The 18,224-nt window shown below is 47.2% G+C and carries 17 protein-coding genes; 4 read left to right on the top strand and 13 right to left on the bottom strand.

Going from position 1 to position 18,224, the window contains the following annotated elements; translation table 11 throughout:
• Positions 1-7: 7 nt before the first annotated feature.
• Positions 8-1,690, bottom strand: coding sequence for a hypothetical protein (locus ACZ45G_RS30120; protein WP_464174327.1), 1,683 nt, complete (start codon positions 1,688-1,690; stop codon positions 8-10).
• 178 nt (positions 1,691-1,868) lie between these two features.
• Here ACZ45G_RS30120 and ACZ45G_RS30115 point away from each other — a divergent pair, with 178 nt between their 5' ends.
• Both ACZ45G_RS30115 and ACZ45G_RS30110 read left to right on the top strand, forming a co-directional pair.
• A complete protein-coding gene (locus tag ACZ45G_RS30115) occupies positions 1,869-2,093 on the top strand; it encodes a hypothetical protein (RefSeq protein ID WP_464174326.1) in 225 nt (74 codons plus the stop codon).
• Between the two features lie 12 nt (positions 2,094-2,105).
• Positions 2,106-2,588, top strand: a complete 483-nt coding sequence (locus tag ACZ45G_RS30110) for a cupin domain-containing protein (RefSeq protein WP_464174325.1) — start codon at positions 2,106-2,108, stop codon at positions 2,586-2,588.
• Here the strand turns inward: ACZ45G_RS30110 and ACZ45G_RS30105 are convergent, their stop codons facing one another.
• From ACZ45G_RS30105 to ACZ45G_RS30070, 8 genes are all read right to left on the bottom strand, one after another.
• Positions 2,589-3,563, bottom strand: a complete 975-nt coding sequence (locus ACZ45G_RS30105; RefSeq protein WP_464174324.1) for an NAD(P)H-dependent oxidoreductase — start codon at positions 3,561-3,563, stop codon at positions 2,589-2,591.
• 93 nt (positions 3,564-3,656) lie between these two features.
• Positions 3,657-4,661, bottom strand: a complete 1,005-nt coding sequence (locus tag ACZ45G_RS30100) for a zinc dependent phospholipase C family protein (RefSeq protein WP_464174323.1) — start codon at positions 4,659-4,661, stop codon at positions 3,657-3,659.
• Positions 4,662-4,665: 4 nt separating this feature from the next.
• On the bottom strand, positions 4,666-5,514 hold the full coding sequence (locus ACZ45G_RS30095) for a metallophosphoesterase family protein (protein WP_464174322.1): 849 nt from the start codon (positions 5,512-5,514) through the stop codon (positions 4,666-4,668).
• Positions 5,507-5,980, bottom strand: a complete 474-nt coding sequence (locus tag ACZ45G_RS30090; RefSeq protein WP_464174321.1) for a methylated-DNA--[protein]-cysteine S-methyltransferase — start codon at positions 5,978-5,980, stop codon at positions 5,507-5,509. Before ACZ45G_RS30090 ends, ACZ45G_RS30095 begins: the two co-directional genes overlap by 8 nt.
• A gap of 150 nt (positions 5,981-6,130) precedes the next feature.
• Positions 6,131-7,720 (bottom strand): ABC transporter substrate-binding protein, encoded by a 1,590-nt coding sequence (locus tag ACZ45G_RS30085; protein WP_464174320.1) that lies wholly within the window; start codon positions 7,718-7,720, stop codon positions 6,131-6,133.
• Between the two features lie 72 nt (positions 7,721-7,792).
• Entirely contained in the window at positions 7,793-9,415 is a 1,623-nt protein-coding gene (locus ACZ45G_RS30080; protein WP_464174319.1) for an ABC transporter ATP-binding protein, read from the bottom strand.
• Between the two features lie 13 nt (positions 9,416-9,428).
• Positions 9,429-10,241 carry an ABC transporter permease gene (locus tag ACZ45G_RS30075; RefSeq protein ID WP_464174317.1) on the bottom strand — a complete coding sequence of 271 codons (813 nt, stop codon included), beginning with the start codon at positions 10,239-10,241 and terminating at the stop codon, positions 9,429-9,431.
• A 13-nt stretch (positions 10,242-10,254) separates the two neighbouring features.
• Complete coding sequence (locus ACZ45G_RS30070) at positions 10,255-11,253, bottom strand: ABC transporter permease (protein ID WP_464174316.1); 999 nt, start codon at positions 11,251-11,253, stop codon at positions 10,255-10,257.
• A gap of 694 nt (positions 11,254-11,947) precedes the next feature.
• Here ACZ45G_RS30070 and ACZ45G_RS30065 point away from each other — a divergent pair.
• Entirely contained in the window at positions 11,948-13,231 is a 1,284-nt protein-coding gene (locus ACZ45G_RS30065; protein ID WP_464174315.1) for an L-cysteine desulfidase family protein, read from the top strand.
• A gap of 13 nt (positions 13,232-13,244) precedes the next feature.
• Here ACZ45G_RS30065 and ACZ45G_RS30060 read toward each other — a convergent pair whose 3' ends face one another.
• Together ACZ45G_RS30060 and ACZ45G_RS30055 are read right to left on the bottom strand one after the other, a co-directional pair.
• Entirely contained in the window at positions 13,245-13,949 is a 705-nt protein-coding gene (locus tag ACZ45G_RS30060; RefSeq protein WP_464174314.1) for an anaerobic ribonucleoside-triphosphate reductase activating protein, read from the bottom strand.
• 11 nt (positions 13,950-13,960) lie between these two features.
• Positions 13,961-16,060 (bottom strand): ribonucleoside triphosphate reductase, encoded by a 2,100-nt coding sequence (locus ACZ45G_RS30055; protein ID WP_464174313.1) that lies wholly within the window; start codon positions 16,058-16,060, stop codon positions 13,961-13,963.
• Positions 16,061-16,233: 173 nt separating this feature from the next.
• Here ACZ45G_RS30055 and ACZ45G_RS30050 point away from each other — a divergent pair, with 173 nt between their 5' ends.
• The gene (locus tag ACZ45G_RS30050) at positions 16,234-16,482 is read left to right on the top strand and encodes a hypothetical protein (protein ID WP_464174312.1); all 249 of its coding nucleotides are present in this window, start codon (positions 16,234-16,236) and stop codon (positions 16,480-16,482) included.
• A gap of 44 nt (positions 16,483-16,526) precedes the next feature.
• Here ACZ45G_RS30050 and ACZ45G_RS30045 read toward each other — a convergent pair whose 3' ends face one another.
• Together ACZ45G_RS30045 and ACZ45G_RS30040 are read right to left on the bottom strand one after the other, a co-directional pair.
• Complete coding sequence (locus ACZ45G_RS30045; RefSeq protein ID WP_464174311.1) at positions 16,527-17,102, bottom strand: NUDIX hydrolase; 576 nt, start codon at positions 17,100-17,102, stop codon at positions 16,527-16,529.
• A 206-nt stretch (positions 17,103-17,308) separates the two neighbouring features.
• Entirely contained in the window at positions 17,309-18,169 is an 861-nt protein-coding gene (locus ACZ45G_RS30040; protein WP_464174309.1) for a hypothetical protein, read from the bottom strand.
• Positions 18,170-18,224 lie beyond the last annotated feature (55 nt).

Here is an 18,224-nt window from a genome sequence, read left to right as displayed (position 1 = left end):
CCCGTAATCACGATTCCCTGTGAATTGTAAGCTGGGGAAAGGGGATTTCCCAGTTGTTTTGCGTACAGGCATCCACACACCACCGTTGTATCGCCCGTGAAAGCCTCATATACAAGGGTGCCATATCCCCTTTAAAATCTGCAATTACCACCACATCCAGTGAGGAAGCACCTGCCTGGGCAAATTCAACCCTGAGATTTAAAAGGGAGTCCTCATATCCTTCCCGGCGAATCTGTTCTTGAATATGCGTTTCCAGGATATCTGGAACCCCATGGGTGGACTGGGCCTGGAGGGCATAGGAGATACCAAATAAAATTTTCAGCCTAAAATTAACAGACAAATTCAAGGGCGACTGGGCCAGAAAATCTCCTGTCTGGTAAACTTTCTGGGCACCCCCCCGCTGGACAAGTTCCACCATTTCATGGGACAGACTGGTCACACAGCCCCGGGTTCCATCGGCCAGGATAACCCAGTCATTTCTCCGGCAAGGGAACCAGGGTTCTCGTTTATGAAAGGGCCGGGATGATTTGTCCATTAACGCTTCAATGGGCAACCGAAGGCTGACCCCAAGGCTTGGGTTTTCAAGGGTGGAAAATAAATTGATCTTTTTCACCAGCCAGGGAACCCCCTGGTAAAAAATTCTCTCCCCTTCCCGGACAGCGCCGATGTTGAGAATGAGACGGCTCTGATGCCAAAACCTTGGCAGGGCATTCTTGGCACCCCAGCCAACCCCCATGAGAAAAATAATAGCCAGGGAAAGCAATACCCAATCTTCAAACAAATAAAAAACCAAAATGAGAACAAAAAGGGAGAAAAAAAAGGTCAGCCCCCGGTATAACAGCTCAAAGACCCGGATATGAAACGGCCGGTACCGGGCGTTGTACCCCGGAACAAACCGCATCAAAAACAGATAAGAAACCCGTAGCAACAAGACAACGCCGATGCACGCCACCATGGCGATGAAAAGAAACAGCCCCCGGGTCCTGAAAAAGTTTTTAACAGACGCCTGGGAGCTCTCCAGCAAAGAGCTCTCTTGTCTCTCTATTTCCGCAAGCTGCATTTCAACCAGGTCCAGCTTATTTTTGATCTGGTTTTCCACAGAGTTCCATTCCGGCATCAGCCGTTCAATATCTGCTTTCAACCCGGGATCCTCGGTTTTTGATGCAAGGGCAACAAGATGCTCGTTGGCCTTTTGGGCCACGGGAACCAGCCCCTGGTAAAAGGAAAACTCGTCTTTCAATTTTGTCTTGTGCCTGGCATCCACCGTCAACCTTTTTAATTCCAGTATTCCCGGTTCTGCCAGGGAGAGCAGCTCTCTTTTCCAATCAAATTGCTCTGATTTTTTTTCGGCAAACAACCTGATTTCAACGCCGGTGGCAATCTGTTCAAAATCAACGTTGGCACTGGCCATTGCTTTGTCCAGTTTTTTCAACTCCGCCAGAAGATTGGTTTTTTGTGTTTCTGAAGTGCTCTTTGCCAGCAGCGCTTTTTTTTCAGTGATTCGGCTGTTCAAGTTTTTTTTCAACTCAAGAATGGAACTCAGCATTTTTATGGCCGCATCTTGACCCGCTGGCTCAACTATTATGGCCGATGTCTCTATGTTGGCTGTTTTTTCTTGGGCACCGGAAACCCCCAAGGCTCCAAATATAAAAACCATACTCAAAACAATTATCAGGTTTCGGGTCTTCAATGAAATTTTCTCCACTTATAAAATAATTTAACAAGATTTTTAACCATATCATTAAATAAAGGGGGATAACAATCCCATGCAAATATTTTCATTGTGCTTGCCTTGACATGTAACCCGGTTCTCTATATTTACCATACTTTATCGATTAACACGCACAGACACAGACTGGGGCAGACACTTGGAATTATTGGCAAAGGGAAGTCTTGTTCGAAATAAAATAATTTTACAGGCCGGGGATGTTCTGGCCGGCATAACAGCGCTGGTTCCAGTGCTTTCCAGGGCCATTGTGATTGCCCTGACGGAAAGACGGGGAAACCAGACTTGTTTTGGCATCCACTTCGACACCCTTGATCGTTTTTCTAAAACAGTGCTGACCACCCTGGTACCCTCTTTAAAAATATAAGGAACTTTTCCCATGAAACTAAAAGTAAAAAAAACCGCCATAAAAAGAATGTTCGCCCTTATGCTTTGCCTGATGCTGACAATATCCGGCACAAGTGCCCTGGCCAGTGATATAAAAACCGATGCGAAAACCGATCCAACAGCCCAGGAAAAGATTACGGCAAAAATCCTGACAAAATCCACCCATAGCTGGGATGGCAATCTTTTGGCCGCCTACCCCCCGGGCCAACCCCAGGTAACGATCTTGAGAATCCAAATCCCCGCCGGAGCCACACTGCCCCTGCATACCCATCCGGTAATCAATGCCGGTGTATTGATTACCGGTGAACTCACTGTAATGACAAAAACAGGAAAAATATTGCAGTTAAAAGCCGGAGATCCCATCGTTGAAGTGGTTAACACCTGGCATTATGGAAAAAACCAAGGATCAGAACCGGCGGATATCATTGTTTTCTATGCCGGAACCAAGGACGCCCCCATTACCCTGAAAGAATAATCATAGGCTGGGGAATCCTGTTTTCACCTGCCACTCAATCTCATCCCTGAGGGTTCGAAGTTCTTCCAGGGAAGCAGTCGCAGGTTTTACAATATCCCAGGTTTCAATCCCTGCATGGGGCAGGTCCGGTGTAGCTTCTTTGGGCCCTATAAATATTACTCGATGGGGAGGCCTGGCCAGGCCTGCCAATACACCGTCCAGGGATTGGGGGACCCGGTACTTTAGATCCAGGTGTTTTTCTGCCATGGCCCTCACCATGTCCGGGTCCACTGCTGCTGCCGCATCTACTCCCGCCGTCAATACAAGACTTCTGCCCTTTACGGTGTCTTTTAAAAAGGCGGCTGCCATCTGACTTAGGCAGGCATCCTTGTTTGAAATAAACAAGATGCTTTTTTTGGCGATCAAAGGCGCCAGCAGATGTTTTACCGCATCCTGAATCTCCTCTGCCAACTCGGGACGGGGTAAAATATCTCCGGCATCCTCCACATTTCGATAGGTCAAGGAACCGGCATAATCGGCAGATATGGCATCAAAAAAATATTTGGTCGTCAGTTCCACCCCTTCAAAGAGTCGTTTTCCACCCGATGCCGCCACGGACAGCAAAAATCCCTGACGGGAATATCCATCGGGATCCACAAGCCTGAGTTTGTATTTCCGGCCCCAGAACATCTGGCACCGGTCAATGAACACCTTTGCCTGGGCCGTTACATTATAGAAAAAAACCGGGGATGCCAGCACCACCACATCCGCCTTTTTTACCAGGGCATACCCCTTTCCCTCCATTTCATCCCGAATGGGACAGACCCCTTTTTTTTCACAGACAAGCAACTCGCGGCAGGGACCGATATCCAATTTTTCCGGATGAATCACCTGGGTTATGGCCCCATGGGATTCACATGCCTTTAAAAACAAGGTTAACAGATGATCACAATTCCCATTTTTCCGCGGACTTCCCTGTATGCCCAATACAAACATGATTCTCTCCTTTTATGGATTTTTGGTAATCTGCCGCAGGGATCATACATCACCCAAAAATAAATTTCTTATCGGCCCTGCCTGTGTTCGCAATCATTGAGATCTCCTCTCTTTATTAAAGAAACCATGGCAACCAGACCCCCCATATAAATCAGAGGTAAGGTCATATTTTCCCCGCCAGAAAAAAAACCGATCCCGGGCAAAGCCCGGCCGGATATCGGGCAGGTCCGGATTTTCCATCACGCCAATGGCACAGCCCCCCCGGATCAGCTCTGTGGAGATAAGTTCGAGCAGCTTTTTTCCCGCCTCTCCGGTTTTCACCCGCATTTCCTGAATCCTGGCACAAAACGCTTCGCCAGTGCAAGGATCCCTGTATCTTAAGGGGTGGCTGAAAAAACAAAGGTTCACAGGCCTGTTCCTAGGATAAATCAGCCCAACAACCTTGTCCGGTATCCAGGATGTTTTTCTGTTTAAAAAGGCAAAAACGTTGTATGCCAAACCGGACCGGAACAGATACTGAAGTGTCATGAGGGAATAAAGGGCCACCCCCAGGTAGCATCGTTCCGGCCGGGTCCTGGCCTGGAACAATTCGGCCATGAATTGCCGGCACTGACCGGCTGAAACTTCCAGATTTTTGATCACCCGGACAAGGGAAACCTCGGAACGGCCCAAGGACAGATGCAAAAAATACAGATCCATGGCAGTTTCAAATTCACGGTGCCGGGTGGTTGCCCCAGGGTGCACCCCGTCCATGCCGGCAAAATAATAGACCAGGGGATGAAACAGGGTGTCGGCCAGAATATGGCAGATCACACCGGCGGCAAAGGCCAGGACAGCTGGGTTTTGGTCCGGATAGTTATCCAAAAAGGTAAGAACAGGCAAAAGGGCTCTCCCATCGGTCCCGTGAAAAGGTGCACTTAACCCTTGAATCACCTTTGTTTTCGGCCCCACCAAATAATAAAAAGGGATGTCCGGTGTAATCGCCCCCAGCAAAAAAAGATTGGGAAAAGACCGGATGGGCTCAAAAAACAGGGAACCTTCAGGCAAATTGTTTGCCACGGTTGAAGCCAGAGTCCAATGGGTAATTTCCTTGGGCATCACCTTACTCCAAATACTGGGTGGTATATCCTATTTTGCCGTCTTGGTACTCATATATCCGAAAACAGGCCTGACGGCCCCATTTTTTTGCCACCGGCGGGGATACGTACAAGGGCACTTCCCCCAGCCAATGGAATTCATCCCGATGAAAATGTCCGGTAATGACGGCCTTGACATTATACTGGTTGATCAATGCCACCCAGTTTTCTTTCGTTTTTTTGGCCCAGCCGCCATGGAAGCGGTTGTTATAAAAATCGTCCACACTGGGTCCATGGTGAAAAAGGATCACCGGCTTCCCATTGGCGGCCTCCAGCTGAGCTTTGATGGCCCCAAGGGGATCATAGCCCTCCATGGCAATAGATTTGCGCAAGGGATCGGTATAGGCGAATAAAAAAATGACCCCATGGTATTCAACCCGGGATATCAGGCTGCCAAACGAGTGTTCATAATCGGCGCGGCTCGTTTGGGTGGACGCCCCCAGGTTGATATCATTGTTGCCCGGAAGAAAATGAACCGCGGGCTTGAGCCCCTTGAAAATAGAGGCGGCATCGGCAAGCGCTTCTGCCCCCGATTTTCTCCGGTCAATGATGTCCCCGGTATGCACCACGCAGGCAATTTCCATGGGCAGCCGGTTGACAGCGGCCACCACTTGCTCTGTCCGGGCCCTGTTCCCCGAAACGCCCAGATGGGTATCGGTGATCTGTACAAAATAAAACCCATTGTCTTGTCCAAAGGACACCCCGATCAAAACCAGCCAGAACAAAACAACCATCAATACCCGCCGAGATCTTACAGCCATCAATACCCGCCGAGATCTTACAGCCAGCCTTTCCTTTTGCAACGCTTTAACCATTTTTTTGCTCCAGACAAAGCAATTGTTTTTTCACATCAATTCCACCGCCGAACCCGGTGAGACTCCCGTCTTTACCGATGACCCGGTGACAGGGAACAATAATGGAAATGGGATTTTTCCCGTTGGCCATGCCCACTGCCCGAAAAGCATTTGGGTTACCGATTCTGGCTGCCAGTTCGCCATAGGAGATGGTCCGGCCGTAGGGAATATTTTGCAATTCCTGCCAGACCTTTTGTTGAAAAGGGGTTCCTGCCTTTAAGTCAAGGTCCAGATGAAATTGTCTCAGAGATCCGTCAAAATAGGCATCCAGCTGGTTCAGGACTTTTAAAAAAAAAGCCGTCCCCTTTGTCCAATCCGGTTCCGGTTCCCGTCGGGTTTTGCCCAGGGGAAAATTCAAAGTTTCAAGCCGGTCACGGCCAGTTAACAGCAGTTGGCCAACCGGGGATTCGTAATAACAATAGTGCATGGACGCTCCTTTTTTGGGCAGCCGGATCGCCTATCTTCCAGCAAAAAAATACAGACACACAGATAACATCCTTTTCTCATATCAAAAAAAAAGAAAGGCTGCAATCATCACACCAGAGCATGGTGGCTGCAGCCTGTTACAGCGGTTCAACTATTTAAACCACCAGCGTTCAGCCGTTCGCATGCCATCCAAGGCCATGTGACCTGATATGGGGCCATGGGCCAATTTATCCGAGCTGCCTTCAACCATCTGGTTGTACATGGGAACAATGGTGCCGCTGTCATCTTTGCAAATTTCCTGCATATCATGGTACATCTGTCGACGTTTATTTGTATCCAGTTCTGCCCGTGCGTCAACCAATATTTTGTTAAACCGCTCATTTTCCCAGTGGGTATCATTCCAGGGAGCCCCTTTTGCATAGGCAACCGAAAACATCATATCCTCTACAGGACGCCCCCCCCAATAGCACATGCACCATTCTTTTTTCATCCAGACATTGCTCCAGTAACCGTCATCGGGTTCCCGGACAACATTGATGTTGATGCCAGCTTTTTTTGCCTGCTCTTTTATGAGAATGGCTGCATCCACAGCGCCGGCAAAGGCAGCATCTGCGGCGTGCAGGTTAAAGACGTGGTCGAGCATGCCGGCTTTTTTCATGTGAAATTTTGCCTTGTCCGGATCATGTTTTCTCTGCTCCAGATCTCGTGCATAATACTGATTTACAGGCGCAATGGGATGGTCATTGCCAAGGGCGCCATAACCACGCAGGATCTGTCGTAACAATTCTTCACGGTCAACGGCAAGCTTTAATGCCATGCGAACATTATTATCATTATAGGGTTTTTTATCCACGAGCATGGGGATGGTGTAATGGGCAGTTCCGGTTGTGGCAGTGACATTAATTCCGGACATCCGTTTCATCAAATGGACTGTTTTGAGCTCAACCCGATCCATGTAATTTATCTGGCCTGTCTTTAAGGCATTTGTCCGGGCACTGGTATCAACGATGGACAGGGTCTCAACCTCATCAAAATGGGCACGGCCCTCTTTCCAGTAATTGGGATTGCGGGTTGTAAAAGACCGCACACCCGGTTCCCAGTTCTCAAGAACATAACCACCCGTCCCAATCCCTTTTTCCCATTCCTGACCACTGGTTCCTGCAGGACAAATACTCAGGTGATAGTCTCCCAGGAGAAACGGAAAATCTGCACTGCCGCCGGAAAGTTTAAAAACAACCTCATTCTTGCCGTCTGCTTTTATGGTTTCAATGGATTTCAAAATCCCTTTGGCACCGGATTGGGATTTTTCACCTAGATGGTGGTTGATGGAAAAAAGTACATCTTCCGATGTTAGGGTTTTGCCATTGTGGAACTCAACACCTTTGCGTAATTTAAAAGTCCACACCTTTGCATCAGCAGATGACCCCCAGGATTCGGCCAGTTCAGGAATGGGTTTGAAATTGTGGTCAATTTCCACAAGGTTGTTTCGAATCTGCCAGTTAAGGTTCTGATTCATATTGGAGGTAAGGGTTGCCGGGTTCATGGAATCTGTGGTTGATCCTCCGGTAGCCCCCAGAATCAGACGGCCTCCTTTTTTGGGGACAGCCGCCCGGGCTTTGCCCGGGAAAAGAAAAGGAGAGACGGCAACAGAAAGCCCAAGGGCAGAGGCCCCTGTGATGAACTTGCGTCTAGTGATTTTGTTTTGATTCAACATGTTGGTCAGATGAGTTAATGATGTCATGTTTTTCTCCTTATGTGTTATAAAGTTTCCTGCAGATTCTAAAAATCATCCTGTTCATTATTAAAAAATTGATTAAAAATAGGTTTCGGCCCGTTCGTCCAGAAGATTATCCAGCCAGTCCGGGTCCATCTCAGGCACGGAAGCCAGCAGTTTATCCGTGTATTCATGGTGGGGCGGTGTCAGGATTTCTTCTTTTTCTCCCTGCTCAATGATTCTGCCTTCCAGCATGATCACAATCTTATCTGAAATGGCCTTCACGGTTGCCAGGTCATGGGTGATGAACAGATAGGAAAGATTCATCTCATTTTGAAGGTCCTGTAGCAGCGTAAGAATTCCTTCTGCAACGATCTGATCCAGAGCAGATGTGACCTCGTCACAGATAATGAGATCCGGTTTCGCAGCCAGCGCCCTTGCGATGCAGATCCTCTGTTTTTCCCCGCCTGAAAGCTCCGTGGTGAGTCGGTCTATATAATTATCCGGATCCAGTTCAATCCGGGTAAGAAGGTCTCGGACTCTATCTTCAGCCTCCTGACCTTTAATTCCAAAATAGAAGTCCAGGGGTCTGCCGATAACGGTTCTGACGGTCTGTTTGGGATTCAATGCTGTGTCCGGGCTTTGATAAATCATCTGCAACCGTCTTAAACTGTTTTTATCCCTGTTTTTCAGCTCCAGAGGCAAGTCCTGCCCCAAAAAAGAAATACTGCCTTTTGTTGCGGGCAGCAGACCGGTGATGACGCGGGCAAGCGTGCTTTTACCGCTTCCCGATTCCCCAACCAACGCAACCGTCCTGCCCCGCCTTATGGTCAGATTAATATCCTCAAGTACATTCTCCTCACCGGTATAGGTAGCCTCCACATCTTGAACGTTGAGAATAACATCCATTTTGTCCGTAATCTCTTTATCCTCCCTGAGTGTCCGCACAGAGAGCAGTTCACGGGTATAGCGTTCCTTTGGTTTTTTTATCAGTTTTCGTGTCTCACCTTCTTCCACAAGTTTTCCATCTTTAAGCACCATGATGCGATGGGCTACCTGGGCCACCACAGCAAGATCATGGCTAATATATAAAGCGGCTTTATTCATTTTTTCAGTGATCTCTTTTACCGCTGCCAGCACCTCAATCTGGGTGGTGACATCAAGGGCTGTGGTCGGCTCGTCAAACACGATAATATCGGGCTTGCAGGACATGGCCATGGCCACCATGGCCCGTTGCAACTGCCCCCCGGAAAGTTCATGGGGATACCGAAATCCTATCTCTTCAGGATTTGGCAGAAAAAGCCGTTCATAAAGCGCTATGGCCTCTTTTTCGGCTTCATCATACGCCATTATTCCATTCTGAACAGGTGCTTCTGCGTACTGCTTGATCACACGATGAAAAGGGTTGAACGAGGCAGCCGCGCTCTGGGCGACATAGGCAATCTTGGAACCGCGAACCCTCCTTAATTCCTCATCAGAGGCACCCATGAGCTCATTGCCGTCAAGAAGGATAGATCCCGAGGCAAGTCGGCAGCCCTGCCTGGTGAATCCCATGGCAGCAAGGCCTATGGTGGATTTGCCAGCCCCGGATTCTCCGATAAGGCCAAGGACTTCGCCTCGTTTCAAATGAAGGCTGATATCCGAAACAATTGTGTTCCATTCGTTTTCATAAAAGCCTTCAATATAAAGATTTTTTATTTCAAGTAAATTTGGTTCTTCCATGGTGATCCTCCTGCTATTCTAATCCACTTGACAAGTGGAGAAACCAGTCAACAATTAAATTTACACCCACCGTTAAAAACGCGATGGCAGCTGCGGGAATCAACGGAATATAGATTCCAAAGGTAATGGCTCCGGCATTTTCCCTGACCATGCCTCCCCAGTCGGCAAGTGGGGGCTGCAGCCCCAACCCCAGAAAACTTAAGGACGCAATAAAAAGAAATACAAAACAGAACCGAAGTCCGAACTCCGCCACAAGAGGCGGCATTGCATTGGGCAAAATTTCGTGTCGCATCACCCACCAGGATCCTTCTCCTCGCAGTTTGGCCACCTCCACAAACTCCATGACTTCAATATCCATTGCCACAGCTCTGGATAATCGATACACCCGGGTTGAATCCAATATTGCAATGGTAATGATCAGGATGGGGGTGGATGATCCCAACACTGAAAGAATCATCAACGCAAAAATCAGGGTGGGAAATGCCATGATGATATCAATGATTCTGCTTAAAATCTGATCTATCCATCCGCCTTTGGCTGCTGCTAAAAATCCCAGGGTAGTGCCCACCATAAACGAGAGCAGGGTGGTTATAAATGCAATTGCCAGGGTATTTCTGGCGCCATAAACCATACGGGTTAAAAGATCGCGTCCCAGGTGATCCGTCCCTAACCAGAAAGTGTCTGAAAAAGCTTCCCACACATCTCCCACAATAGCGGTTTCAGCATAGGGGGCAATAACAGGTGCAAGGATTGCCGTGCCTATATTAATCAATACGATAACCATACCGATTCTGGCACTTAAGGGAGATTGTTTTAATAAATTCAAGGTGTAACTCCTTTTAGGACAGTTGCGATTGTCTCAGCTTCGGGTTTACCAGCATGGATAAAACATCTGCCATAAGGTTCAGAAAAATATAAGCGGCGGCAAATATAAGGCCTGAAGCCTGAACCACCGGGATATCGCGTTTGGCGACGGAATCCACCAGAAGCTGCCCAAGGCCGGGATAAACAAACACCACCTCGACAATGACGACCCCTACCACAAGATAGGCTAAATTCAAGGCAATAACATTAATCACAGGAGACAAGGAGTTTGGAAATGCGTGCATGGTAATGATGCGCAGTCGTTTTATACCCTTTACCTCTGCCATTTCAATATAGGCACTGGCAAGAACATTGATGATGGCAGCTCTGGTCTGGCGCATCATATGGGCTGTTACAACACAGGTCAGGGTCAGTGCGGGAAGCATGATGGCATAGAACTTCGCCCACAGACTCATGCTGGCGTTGATACTAGCCATACTCGGAAACAGGTTCAACTGAACTGAAAAAAGGGTGATGAGAATATAGGCAATAAAAAATTCGGGAAACGAGATAAACGAAAGGGTGATTGTTGAGATTAATTTATCAAAGAATGTATTGCGATAAAACGCGGCCAGCATACCAAGAAATACGGCAAGGGGTACTGCAATAACAGCGGTTGTCATGGCTAAAAAGAGGGTATTGGCAAATCGCCAGCTGATAAGCCCTGCAACAGCTCTTCCATTGGCCAGGGAAGTTCCGAAATCCCCATGAACAAAATCGGAAAGCCATACCCCATATCGGATATAGGGGGGCAGGTCCAGTTTCAACGCTTTTCTAAACGCTTCAACCGTATCGGGAGTCGCGGATTGCCCAAGTATAGTTTCGGCAACATCCCCCGGCAAGAGTTCAACGCCGATAAAAATAATAAGTGAGATAACAAACAATGTTATTAAACTGGCGCCAATGCGTTTCAAGATCAGCCATAAAACCTGTTTCATATTTAATTTTTCTTCCCTTGTCTGATGGGTTGACACGGCCTGTTCCTGACAGGCAGAGATTTGACAGAAACGATTGAACAAAGCTTCCAGCAGATAAATTCCGGAGGCTCATCTTTCTTTTGAAAACAAAAAGCTACGGCTTAAAGGATCTTAGCCTTGTTTCCATGGCTCTTCTGTCAGCACCATGAATAGATATAATTTATTTAAAACGAAAAAAGGATTTGCAGCAGCTATGTATCTGGAACTGCAACAAGAGGAGGGGGGGATACACTGTTATGAGTTGAAAAACTATGCCCAGTCTTCAAAAATTTAATCGTACTTTTCATTGGTTCTCCCATTTATAATGTTTAGAGAATGCCTGGAATCTGATGTTCTTCCAGGGAAAAAACCGTCACCGGTCAGAAATAAAAAAACGCCCCTCTCTCCTATTTCTCATTAAACGTTGACACTGTGCTTTCCACACGCTTGTTTTCATAAATGTTATGGTAGCCAATCAAGCCCGACTTGTCAAACCCTATACAGATTAAGTAACAACTCCCGATTCCTCCCTCTTCACAGGGAACACCTCCGATAAAAAAGAGGACTTGAAATCAAGCTGGATTTGCACAGCATTCTCCATCAAGGTAGTTGCATCGGATATGTTTTCAAATAGTTATACCCATTAATTGCCTTTTCTTTTATTGATAAACACGCTATAATTTTAACCTTATAATTTTGAGGAGAACACATCATGGACAAGACAGACAAACGATATACCGCCTACCTTGATATCCTGGGAGAAGAGCTTGTTCCAGCAATGGGCTGCACAGAGCCCATTGCCATTGCCTATGCGGCAGCCAAGGCAAGACAAACCCTGGGCCAACTGCCGGACAAGGTGGAGATCCAGGCCAGCGACAATATTATCAAAAATGTAAAAAGCGTTGTGGTTCCCAACACCGGCAACCTCAAAGGAATAAAAGCATCTGCGGTTGCCGGGATCGTGGCCGGGGATGCGGATAAAGTACTTGAGGTAATCTCCTGTGTGGATGATCAGGGACGAAAAGAGATTCATGCCTTTCTTGAAAACAATGAGGTGACCGTCTGCAAATCACCCAGCGATTTGACCTTTGATCTGGTGGTGACTGTTTTTAGCGGCGCATCAAAGGCCTCTGTCCAGATTTCCCACTACCACACCAATATTGTTTTGATCACAAAGAATGATAAAATCCTTTATCAGAATCAGCAATGTGAGGAGATCAAACCCACAAATCTTACCGATCGGTCCATGATGAATGTAAAAGATATTCTTGAGTTTGCCGAATCCGTGGTAATTTCCGACGTAAAAGATCTGCTGGATCAGCAAATTGAATACAATACCCGAATTGCAGCCGAAGGCCTTGACGGCGATTGGGGGGCAAACATCGGTTCTGTTCTCCTTGATATCTGGGGGGATGACATAAAGGTCCGGGCAAAAGCCATGGCCGCAGCAGGGGCAGATGCCAGGATGGGCGGGTGCAGCCTTCCCGTTGTCATCGTTTCAGGCAGCGGAAACCAGGGGCTGACCGCTTCCCTTCCCGTAATTGAGTACGCAAAGGATTTGGGGGTGGAAAAAAAGACCTTGTACAGAGCCCTGGTGGTTTCCAATCTTGTGACCATCCATCAGAAAACAGGAATTGGACGACTGTCAGCCTATTGCGGGGCTGTCAGCGCCGGGGTTGGTGCAGGAGCAGGCATCACCTGGCTCCATGGCGGCCGGTTTAAGGAAATCGCTCACACCATTGTAAATGCCCTTGCAACGGTTTCCGGGATCATCTGTGACGGAGCCAAACCCTCGTGTGCAGCGAAAATTGCGGCGGCAGTTGAGGCGGGGCTGTTAGGGTTTTATATGTACCAAAAAGGGCAACAGTTTTACGGCGGTGATGGGATCGTAACAAAAGGGGTTGAAAACACCATCACCAACATCGGCAGACTCGGCCGTGAGGGAATGCGTGAAACAGATCGAGAAATCATCCGAATCATGGTAGGAGAGGATTAACCGATGTTATAGATCACCGCATGGCCATTGTTTTAACACTTCCTTCCACAATCGTTTTCAGGGCCTGCATCTCCTCGGGAGAAAAAAAATGGTGATCTTCTTTTAAAAAATCAGGATCCAGTACCTGGACATTCCGGGAGCACTTTTGTAAAACATAGCGTTGAGCCCCTTTGATCAGCACAGCAATATCGGCCATGATGTCTCGCGTGATAAAAGGCCGGGCACAGGTGGTCCGAAATTCGTAGGCCGGGACCCGTTCCATGATCAAGTCAATGCTGTCATGAATTTTTTCCACATCAAAATCACCTTTGACCAACAACGGATAATGGGCCAGATTGGTCTTGATATCCATGGCCAGGTAGTCGATCAACTGTTTGTCCAGCAGGGTCTCAAGAACATGGGGCCTGGTGCCGTTGCTGTCCAGCTTGATCTTGTATCCCATCTTGCTAACCTGTTGACAAAATTCAATCAGATCCGGCTGCAGGGTGGGTTCGCCGCCGGTGATGACCACCCCCGAAAGCTGGCCCTTGCGTCGTTCAAGGAATGAAAAAATTGTGTCCGGGTCACAAAGACTGCCGCCCCCCTCTAGGGGGCCAGCAGCAAGATCCGGGTTGTGGCAATAGGGGCAGATAAAATTACAGCCCGAGGTAAAAACCACACATGCAATGGTCCCTGGGAAATCAATCAGGGAATTTTTCTGAAATCCGCCAATACGCATGGATGTCCTTTTTATGCCACGTTGTAAGTGTTATAGGTTTTTCTCATGGCAAACTCAGTCTGTTTTCCGTTGTTCCATTGTCCCACCGGGCGAAGATACCCCACCACCCGTGAATATATCTCTGTTTCTGAATCACAGATGGCGCAGCGTTCATGCTCTCCTGAAATATACCCATGGGAAGGACAGACACTAAAGGTCGGGGTCAGGGTAAAATAGGGCAGCCTGAAGCTTGAGGATACTTTGTTGACCATTTGCTTGACAACTTCTATGTCGGTCACTTCTTCACCCAAGAACAGATGCTGAACCGTACCGCCGGTGTACTTGGTCTGGAGGTTATCCTGAAGTTCCAGGGCCTCAAATAAATCATCGGTATAATTAACCGGCAAATGGGTGGAATTGGTATAAAAGGGATCCTTGCCCTGTTGGTATTCTTCTTCATTTGCGCACAGGATGTTCTTAAATTTTTTCTTATCCATGCTGGCAAACCGATAGGTAGTGCCTTCAGCCGGCGTTGCTTCCAGGTTGAACATTTCGTCGGTTTTTTCCTGTAAGGCTTCTATCCGCATTCGGATATGATCCATAACCTTGATGGCAAACGCCTGTCCCTTTTGAGTGGCAATGCCTTCTCCAAAAAAGTTGACACAGGCCTCGTTCATGCCGAGAATACCGATGGTGGAAAAATGATTGCGCCAGTAAACCCCGGTGCTTTCCTTGATTTTCCTTAGGTAGAATTTGGAATAGGGATAGAGATCGCCGTTGGTGAATTTTTCCAGGATCTTGCGTTTAATGCTCAAGGAATCGGCTGAAATCTGGATGAGCTTATCCAAACGAGCCAGAAAATCTGCTTCATCCGTGGCCTGGTAACCGATTCTGGGAAGATTCAAGGTAACAACCCCAATGGAACCCGTTAAAGGATTGGCACCAAAAAGTCCCCCTCCCCTTTTGCGAAGTTCCCGATTGTCCAGTCTCAGGCGGCAGCACATGGACCTTGCATCTTCAGGGTCCATATCGGAATTAACAAAATTGGAGAAATAGGGGATCCCGTATTTGCCCGTCATCTTCCAGATATTGTCCAGGTTGGGGTTGGCCCAGTCAAAATCTTTTGTGATATTATAGGTGGGGATGGGAAAGGTAAAGACTCTTCCCTTAGCATCCCCTTCCATCATCACATCTGCAAAGGCGGCATTGAGCATGTCCATCTCTTCCTGGTAGTATGCATAGGTCTTTTCTTGGTAAACACCCCCGATCATGACCGGGGAATCTTTGAGGGTAGCGGGAACAATCAGGTCCATGGTGATATTGGTAAAAGGCGTCTGAAATCCTACCCGGGTGGGAATATTGATATTGAATATAAATTCCTGGAGTGCCTGCTTGACCTCTTTATAATTGAGTTGGTCTTCCTGGATAAAGGGTGCCAGCAACGTATCAAAATTGGACATGGCCTGGGCACCGGCAGCTTCTCCCTGGAGGGTGTAGAAAAAATTGACAACCTGGCCCAGGGCGCTTCTGAAATGCTTTGGCGGAGAGGATTCCACCTTGCCGGCCACCCCTTTAAAGCCTTCAGCCAACAGGTCCTGAAGATCCCAGCCCACGCAGTAAACCGACAACAGGCTTAGATCATGGATGTGGAGATCCCCAGCATAATGGGCATCCCTGACTTCCGGGGGATACACCCTGTTAAGCCAGTATTCTGCAGTAATGTCCGAAGAAATATGATTATTAAGTCCCTGGAGGGAATAGCTCATATTGCTGTTCTCTTTGACCTTCCAATCCATCCGGCTGATATAGGCTTCCATGAGGCCCACATTTTCATCAATGGCTATTTTGCGGATCTGATTGTGTTGTTCCCTATAGATGATATATGCCTTAGCCGTCTTGTAAAACGGGGAATCCAACAGGACTCTTTCAACAATGTCCTGGATTTCTTCCACCTCGGGAATGGCCCCCAGCTGTAAATCTCTTGCAAGGGTGAGCACCTTTAATGTCATTTTCTTGGCGTCCCTGCCATTAAATTCACCACTTGCTTCACCTGATTTTATCAAAGCACTTGTAATCTTTGAAGAATCGAATTGGGCTACCCGTCCGTCACGTTTTGTAATCTGCTCAAACATCTATCTACCCCTTGAAATCTGATTGAAATTAGCGTATCTTCTCGACTAATGCTGGGAAGTTATTTTCTATTGGTTTTTATTGCTGATTGGTAGAATTATGCCATATATAGTTGTTTGTCAAGGACAAAAAAACCACATCTTGTGGTCTTAATACAAAACGAATATGGGTGCAAATGCAACTTGACCAAAATCCATTTTTCCGAAAAGCCATAACCTCCTGGTATGATTCAAGCGTTGCCTGCTGGACCCTGATCGTCATGATGATCCTTGTTTTTGTCATTGCCCTGGCAGGGATGATGGTGGCTTCAGGGGAGCCTGATTTTGCAGAACATCTCTGGTTCCCCGGGCTTTTGGCCTTTTTATCCGGATTTTTGGTGCTCAAAATATTTATTCGGCTTAGGATACGCTCAAAAAACGACTGATGCCACACGTTTGATACAATGAGCCCCTCCCCGATAAAACCGCCTTATTTGTTCTTTGGGATGATAACCTCTATCAAGTGATGGAGAATCTTGGCGGTGACCCCCCAGATCAACACATCCTCATAGGGATAGGTTAGCTCCATGATATCGGGCCTGCGCCCAGCATACCCCTTTTCCCTGTGCACACGGGTCAGATAGGCCAAGGAAATTGGAATCACCCGGGAAATTTCTGCTGGGTCAAAGGTAATCTTACCCTTTTGATTCCAGACACCGGTGAAGGCTTCAATATCCTTATTATTAATGGTCTGAAAATGACCCAGGGAACCCATTACCTTTACATCCTGGGAACAAATTCCCATCTCTTCTTCAAGTTCTCTCAGGGCAGTCGCCTGGGTGGAGGTATCTTGTTCATCTACATGACCACCCGGAAAAGCCATTTGATTACGCCAGGGGTATCCTTCCACATCTGCTTTTTGGATAAAAATCAGTTCTACCCCCTCGTTAAATGCAAACAGGGCCATCACGCTGGTGGGTTGAAAAAAATCGGGATCCGGGGGGTCGGGATGGACTGCCCGATGAATTGCGGTGTGAATTTTTTGAATACACTCTTTCTGGTCCATATTTCTCACCTGTCAAATTAAACAAAGGCAAAAGATACAGGGAATAACAGCCCTTGTCAAACCGGGGGGAATCTTCTGTAAAAATCTTTGGTTGAAATATTCTACGTATTCGGCCTTTGATGCAACGAAGTAGATGGGTCAAAAGACAAGCAATTTCGTTCAACCTATAAGCTTTGCGGTCCTAAGGATGTGTTTGGAATGGGTTTTTATAGATTTGTGTAAAATTCACGTTCAATGATTTTGACTCGTTCTCTCCTTTTGGGAGATAGAAAAAGTCGGTAAAGGGGATCCTCCATGTGGATCTCCTGTCGAAGGATATCCCTTTCAAGGATGGACAAAACCTCGATGGATACATCACAGGAGGGGTATCCTTTGTCATCGACAAGGATGGTATCATTGAGTTTAATTTCAACAATATTATTGATGTCCACCAGTTTCAAATCCCCTCCAGGCGTTAAAATCAGGTTGCCGATGCCAGCAAGGTCGGGGATATATCCGGTGAGGGTGATCATTTCCCGAATCTTTTTGACAAAGGATTCAATATTCTTCCTTGCTTTGTCAACCAGGGCGGATTGATCCAAGCCATCTTGGGGGGACCCGAATAAATCCATTAAATAATTATCACCAAACAATCGCCAAGGGTCCAGTATCTGACCGTCCACATATTCCTGGAGACCGCACAGAACGATCTGGCTTTCTCCCGTGCCGGTATAATCGGCCATAAATTCTTCAGAAAGGGCAATGAGGTCCGGTCCCAAAAATTTTAACAGGGTATTATATTTTTTAATTTCCTTAAAAACGGCCTCTTTATTTTTAAATCGGTTTCGTAATATTCGAAACATTTTCAAAGGTCGGGCCCGGGGAAACATCCGGATGCCGTCAATGATTTCCCCATGGGTCTCCCTTTGAACATCCCTGGCCTCAAGGACTTCAAAAATATGGGACCGCAGGCCGGACCTATAATATTTCCGGAACTCCAGGGTTGTTGGCTCTTTAATAAAATTGAGTTTTTTTACCTCACTTCCGGACAGATAGGCCTGGTCTCTTATGTCAATTTGCTGATTCATTGTTGATCTCTTATATTAAATTGCCAGGTGATCATGGGGGATTCTAACAAAGACC

Source organism: Desulfoconvexum algidum (assembly GCF_055382125.1).
The sequence above is the reverse complement of the archived record's forward strand: the minus strand, read 5'-3'. Positions and strand labels throughout refer to the sequence as shown.

Excerpts from the sequence above, each read along its gene's own strand:
- ACZ45G_RS30110 (WP_464174325.1), top strand. The coding sequence starts at position 2,106 with ATGAAACTAAAAGTAAAAAAAACCGCCATAAAAAGAATGTTCGCCCTT.
- ACZ45G_RS30105 (WP_464174324.1), bottom strand. The coding sequence starts at position 3,563 with ATGTTTGTATTGGGCATACAGGGAAGTCCGCGGAAAAATGGGAATTGT.
- ACZ45G_RS30100 (WP_464174323.1), bottom strand. The coding sequence starts at position 4,661 with ATGCCCAAGGAAATTACCCATTGGACTCTGGCTTCAACCGTGGCAAAC.
- ACZ45G_RS30095 (WP_464174322.1), bottom strand. The coding sequence starts at position 5,514 with ATGGTTAAAGCGTTGCAAAAGGAAAGGCTGGCTGTAAGATCTCGGCGG.
- ACZ45G_RS30090 (WP_464174321.1), bottom strand. The coding sequence starts at position 5,980 with ATGCACTATTGTTATTACGAATCCCCGGTTGGCCAACTGCTGTTAACT.
- ACZ45G_RS30085 (WP_464174320.1), bottom strand. The coding sequence starts at position 7,720 with ATGACATCATTAACTCATCTGACCAACATGTTGAATCAAAACAAAATC.
- ACZ45G_RS30080 (WP_464174319.1), bottom strand. The coding sequence starts at position 9,415 with ATGGAAGAACCAAATTTACTTGAAATAAAAAATCTTTATATTGAAGGC.
- ACZ45G_RS30065 (WP_464174315.1), top strand. The coding sequence starts at position 11,948 with ATGGACAAGACAGACAAACGATATACCGCCTACCTTGATATCCTGGGA.
- ACZ45G_RS30060 (WP_464174314.1), bottom strand. The coding sequence starts at position 13,949 with ATGCGTATTGGCGGATTTCAGAAAAATTCCCTGATTGATTTCCCAGGG.
- ACZ45G_RS30055 (WP_464174313.1), bottom strand. The coding sequence starts at position 16,060 with ATGTTTGAGCAGATTACAAAACGTGACGGACGGGTAGCCCAATTCGAT.
- ACZ45G_RS30050 (WP_464174312.1), top strand. The coding sequence starts at position 16,234 with ATGCAACTTGACCAAAATCCATTTTTCCGAAAAGCCATAACCTCCTGG.
- ACZ45G_RS30045 (WP_464174311.1), bottom strand. The coding sequence starts at position 17,102 with ATGGACCAGAAAGAGTGTATTCAAAAAATTCACACCGCAATTCATCGG.
- ACZ45G_RS30040 (WP_464174309.1), bottom strand. The coding sequence starts at position 18,169 with ATGAATCAGCAAATTGACATAAGAGACCAGGCCTATCTGTCCGGAAGT.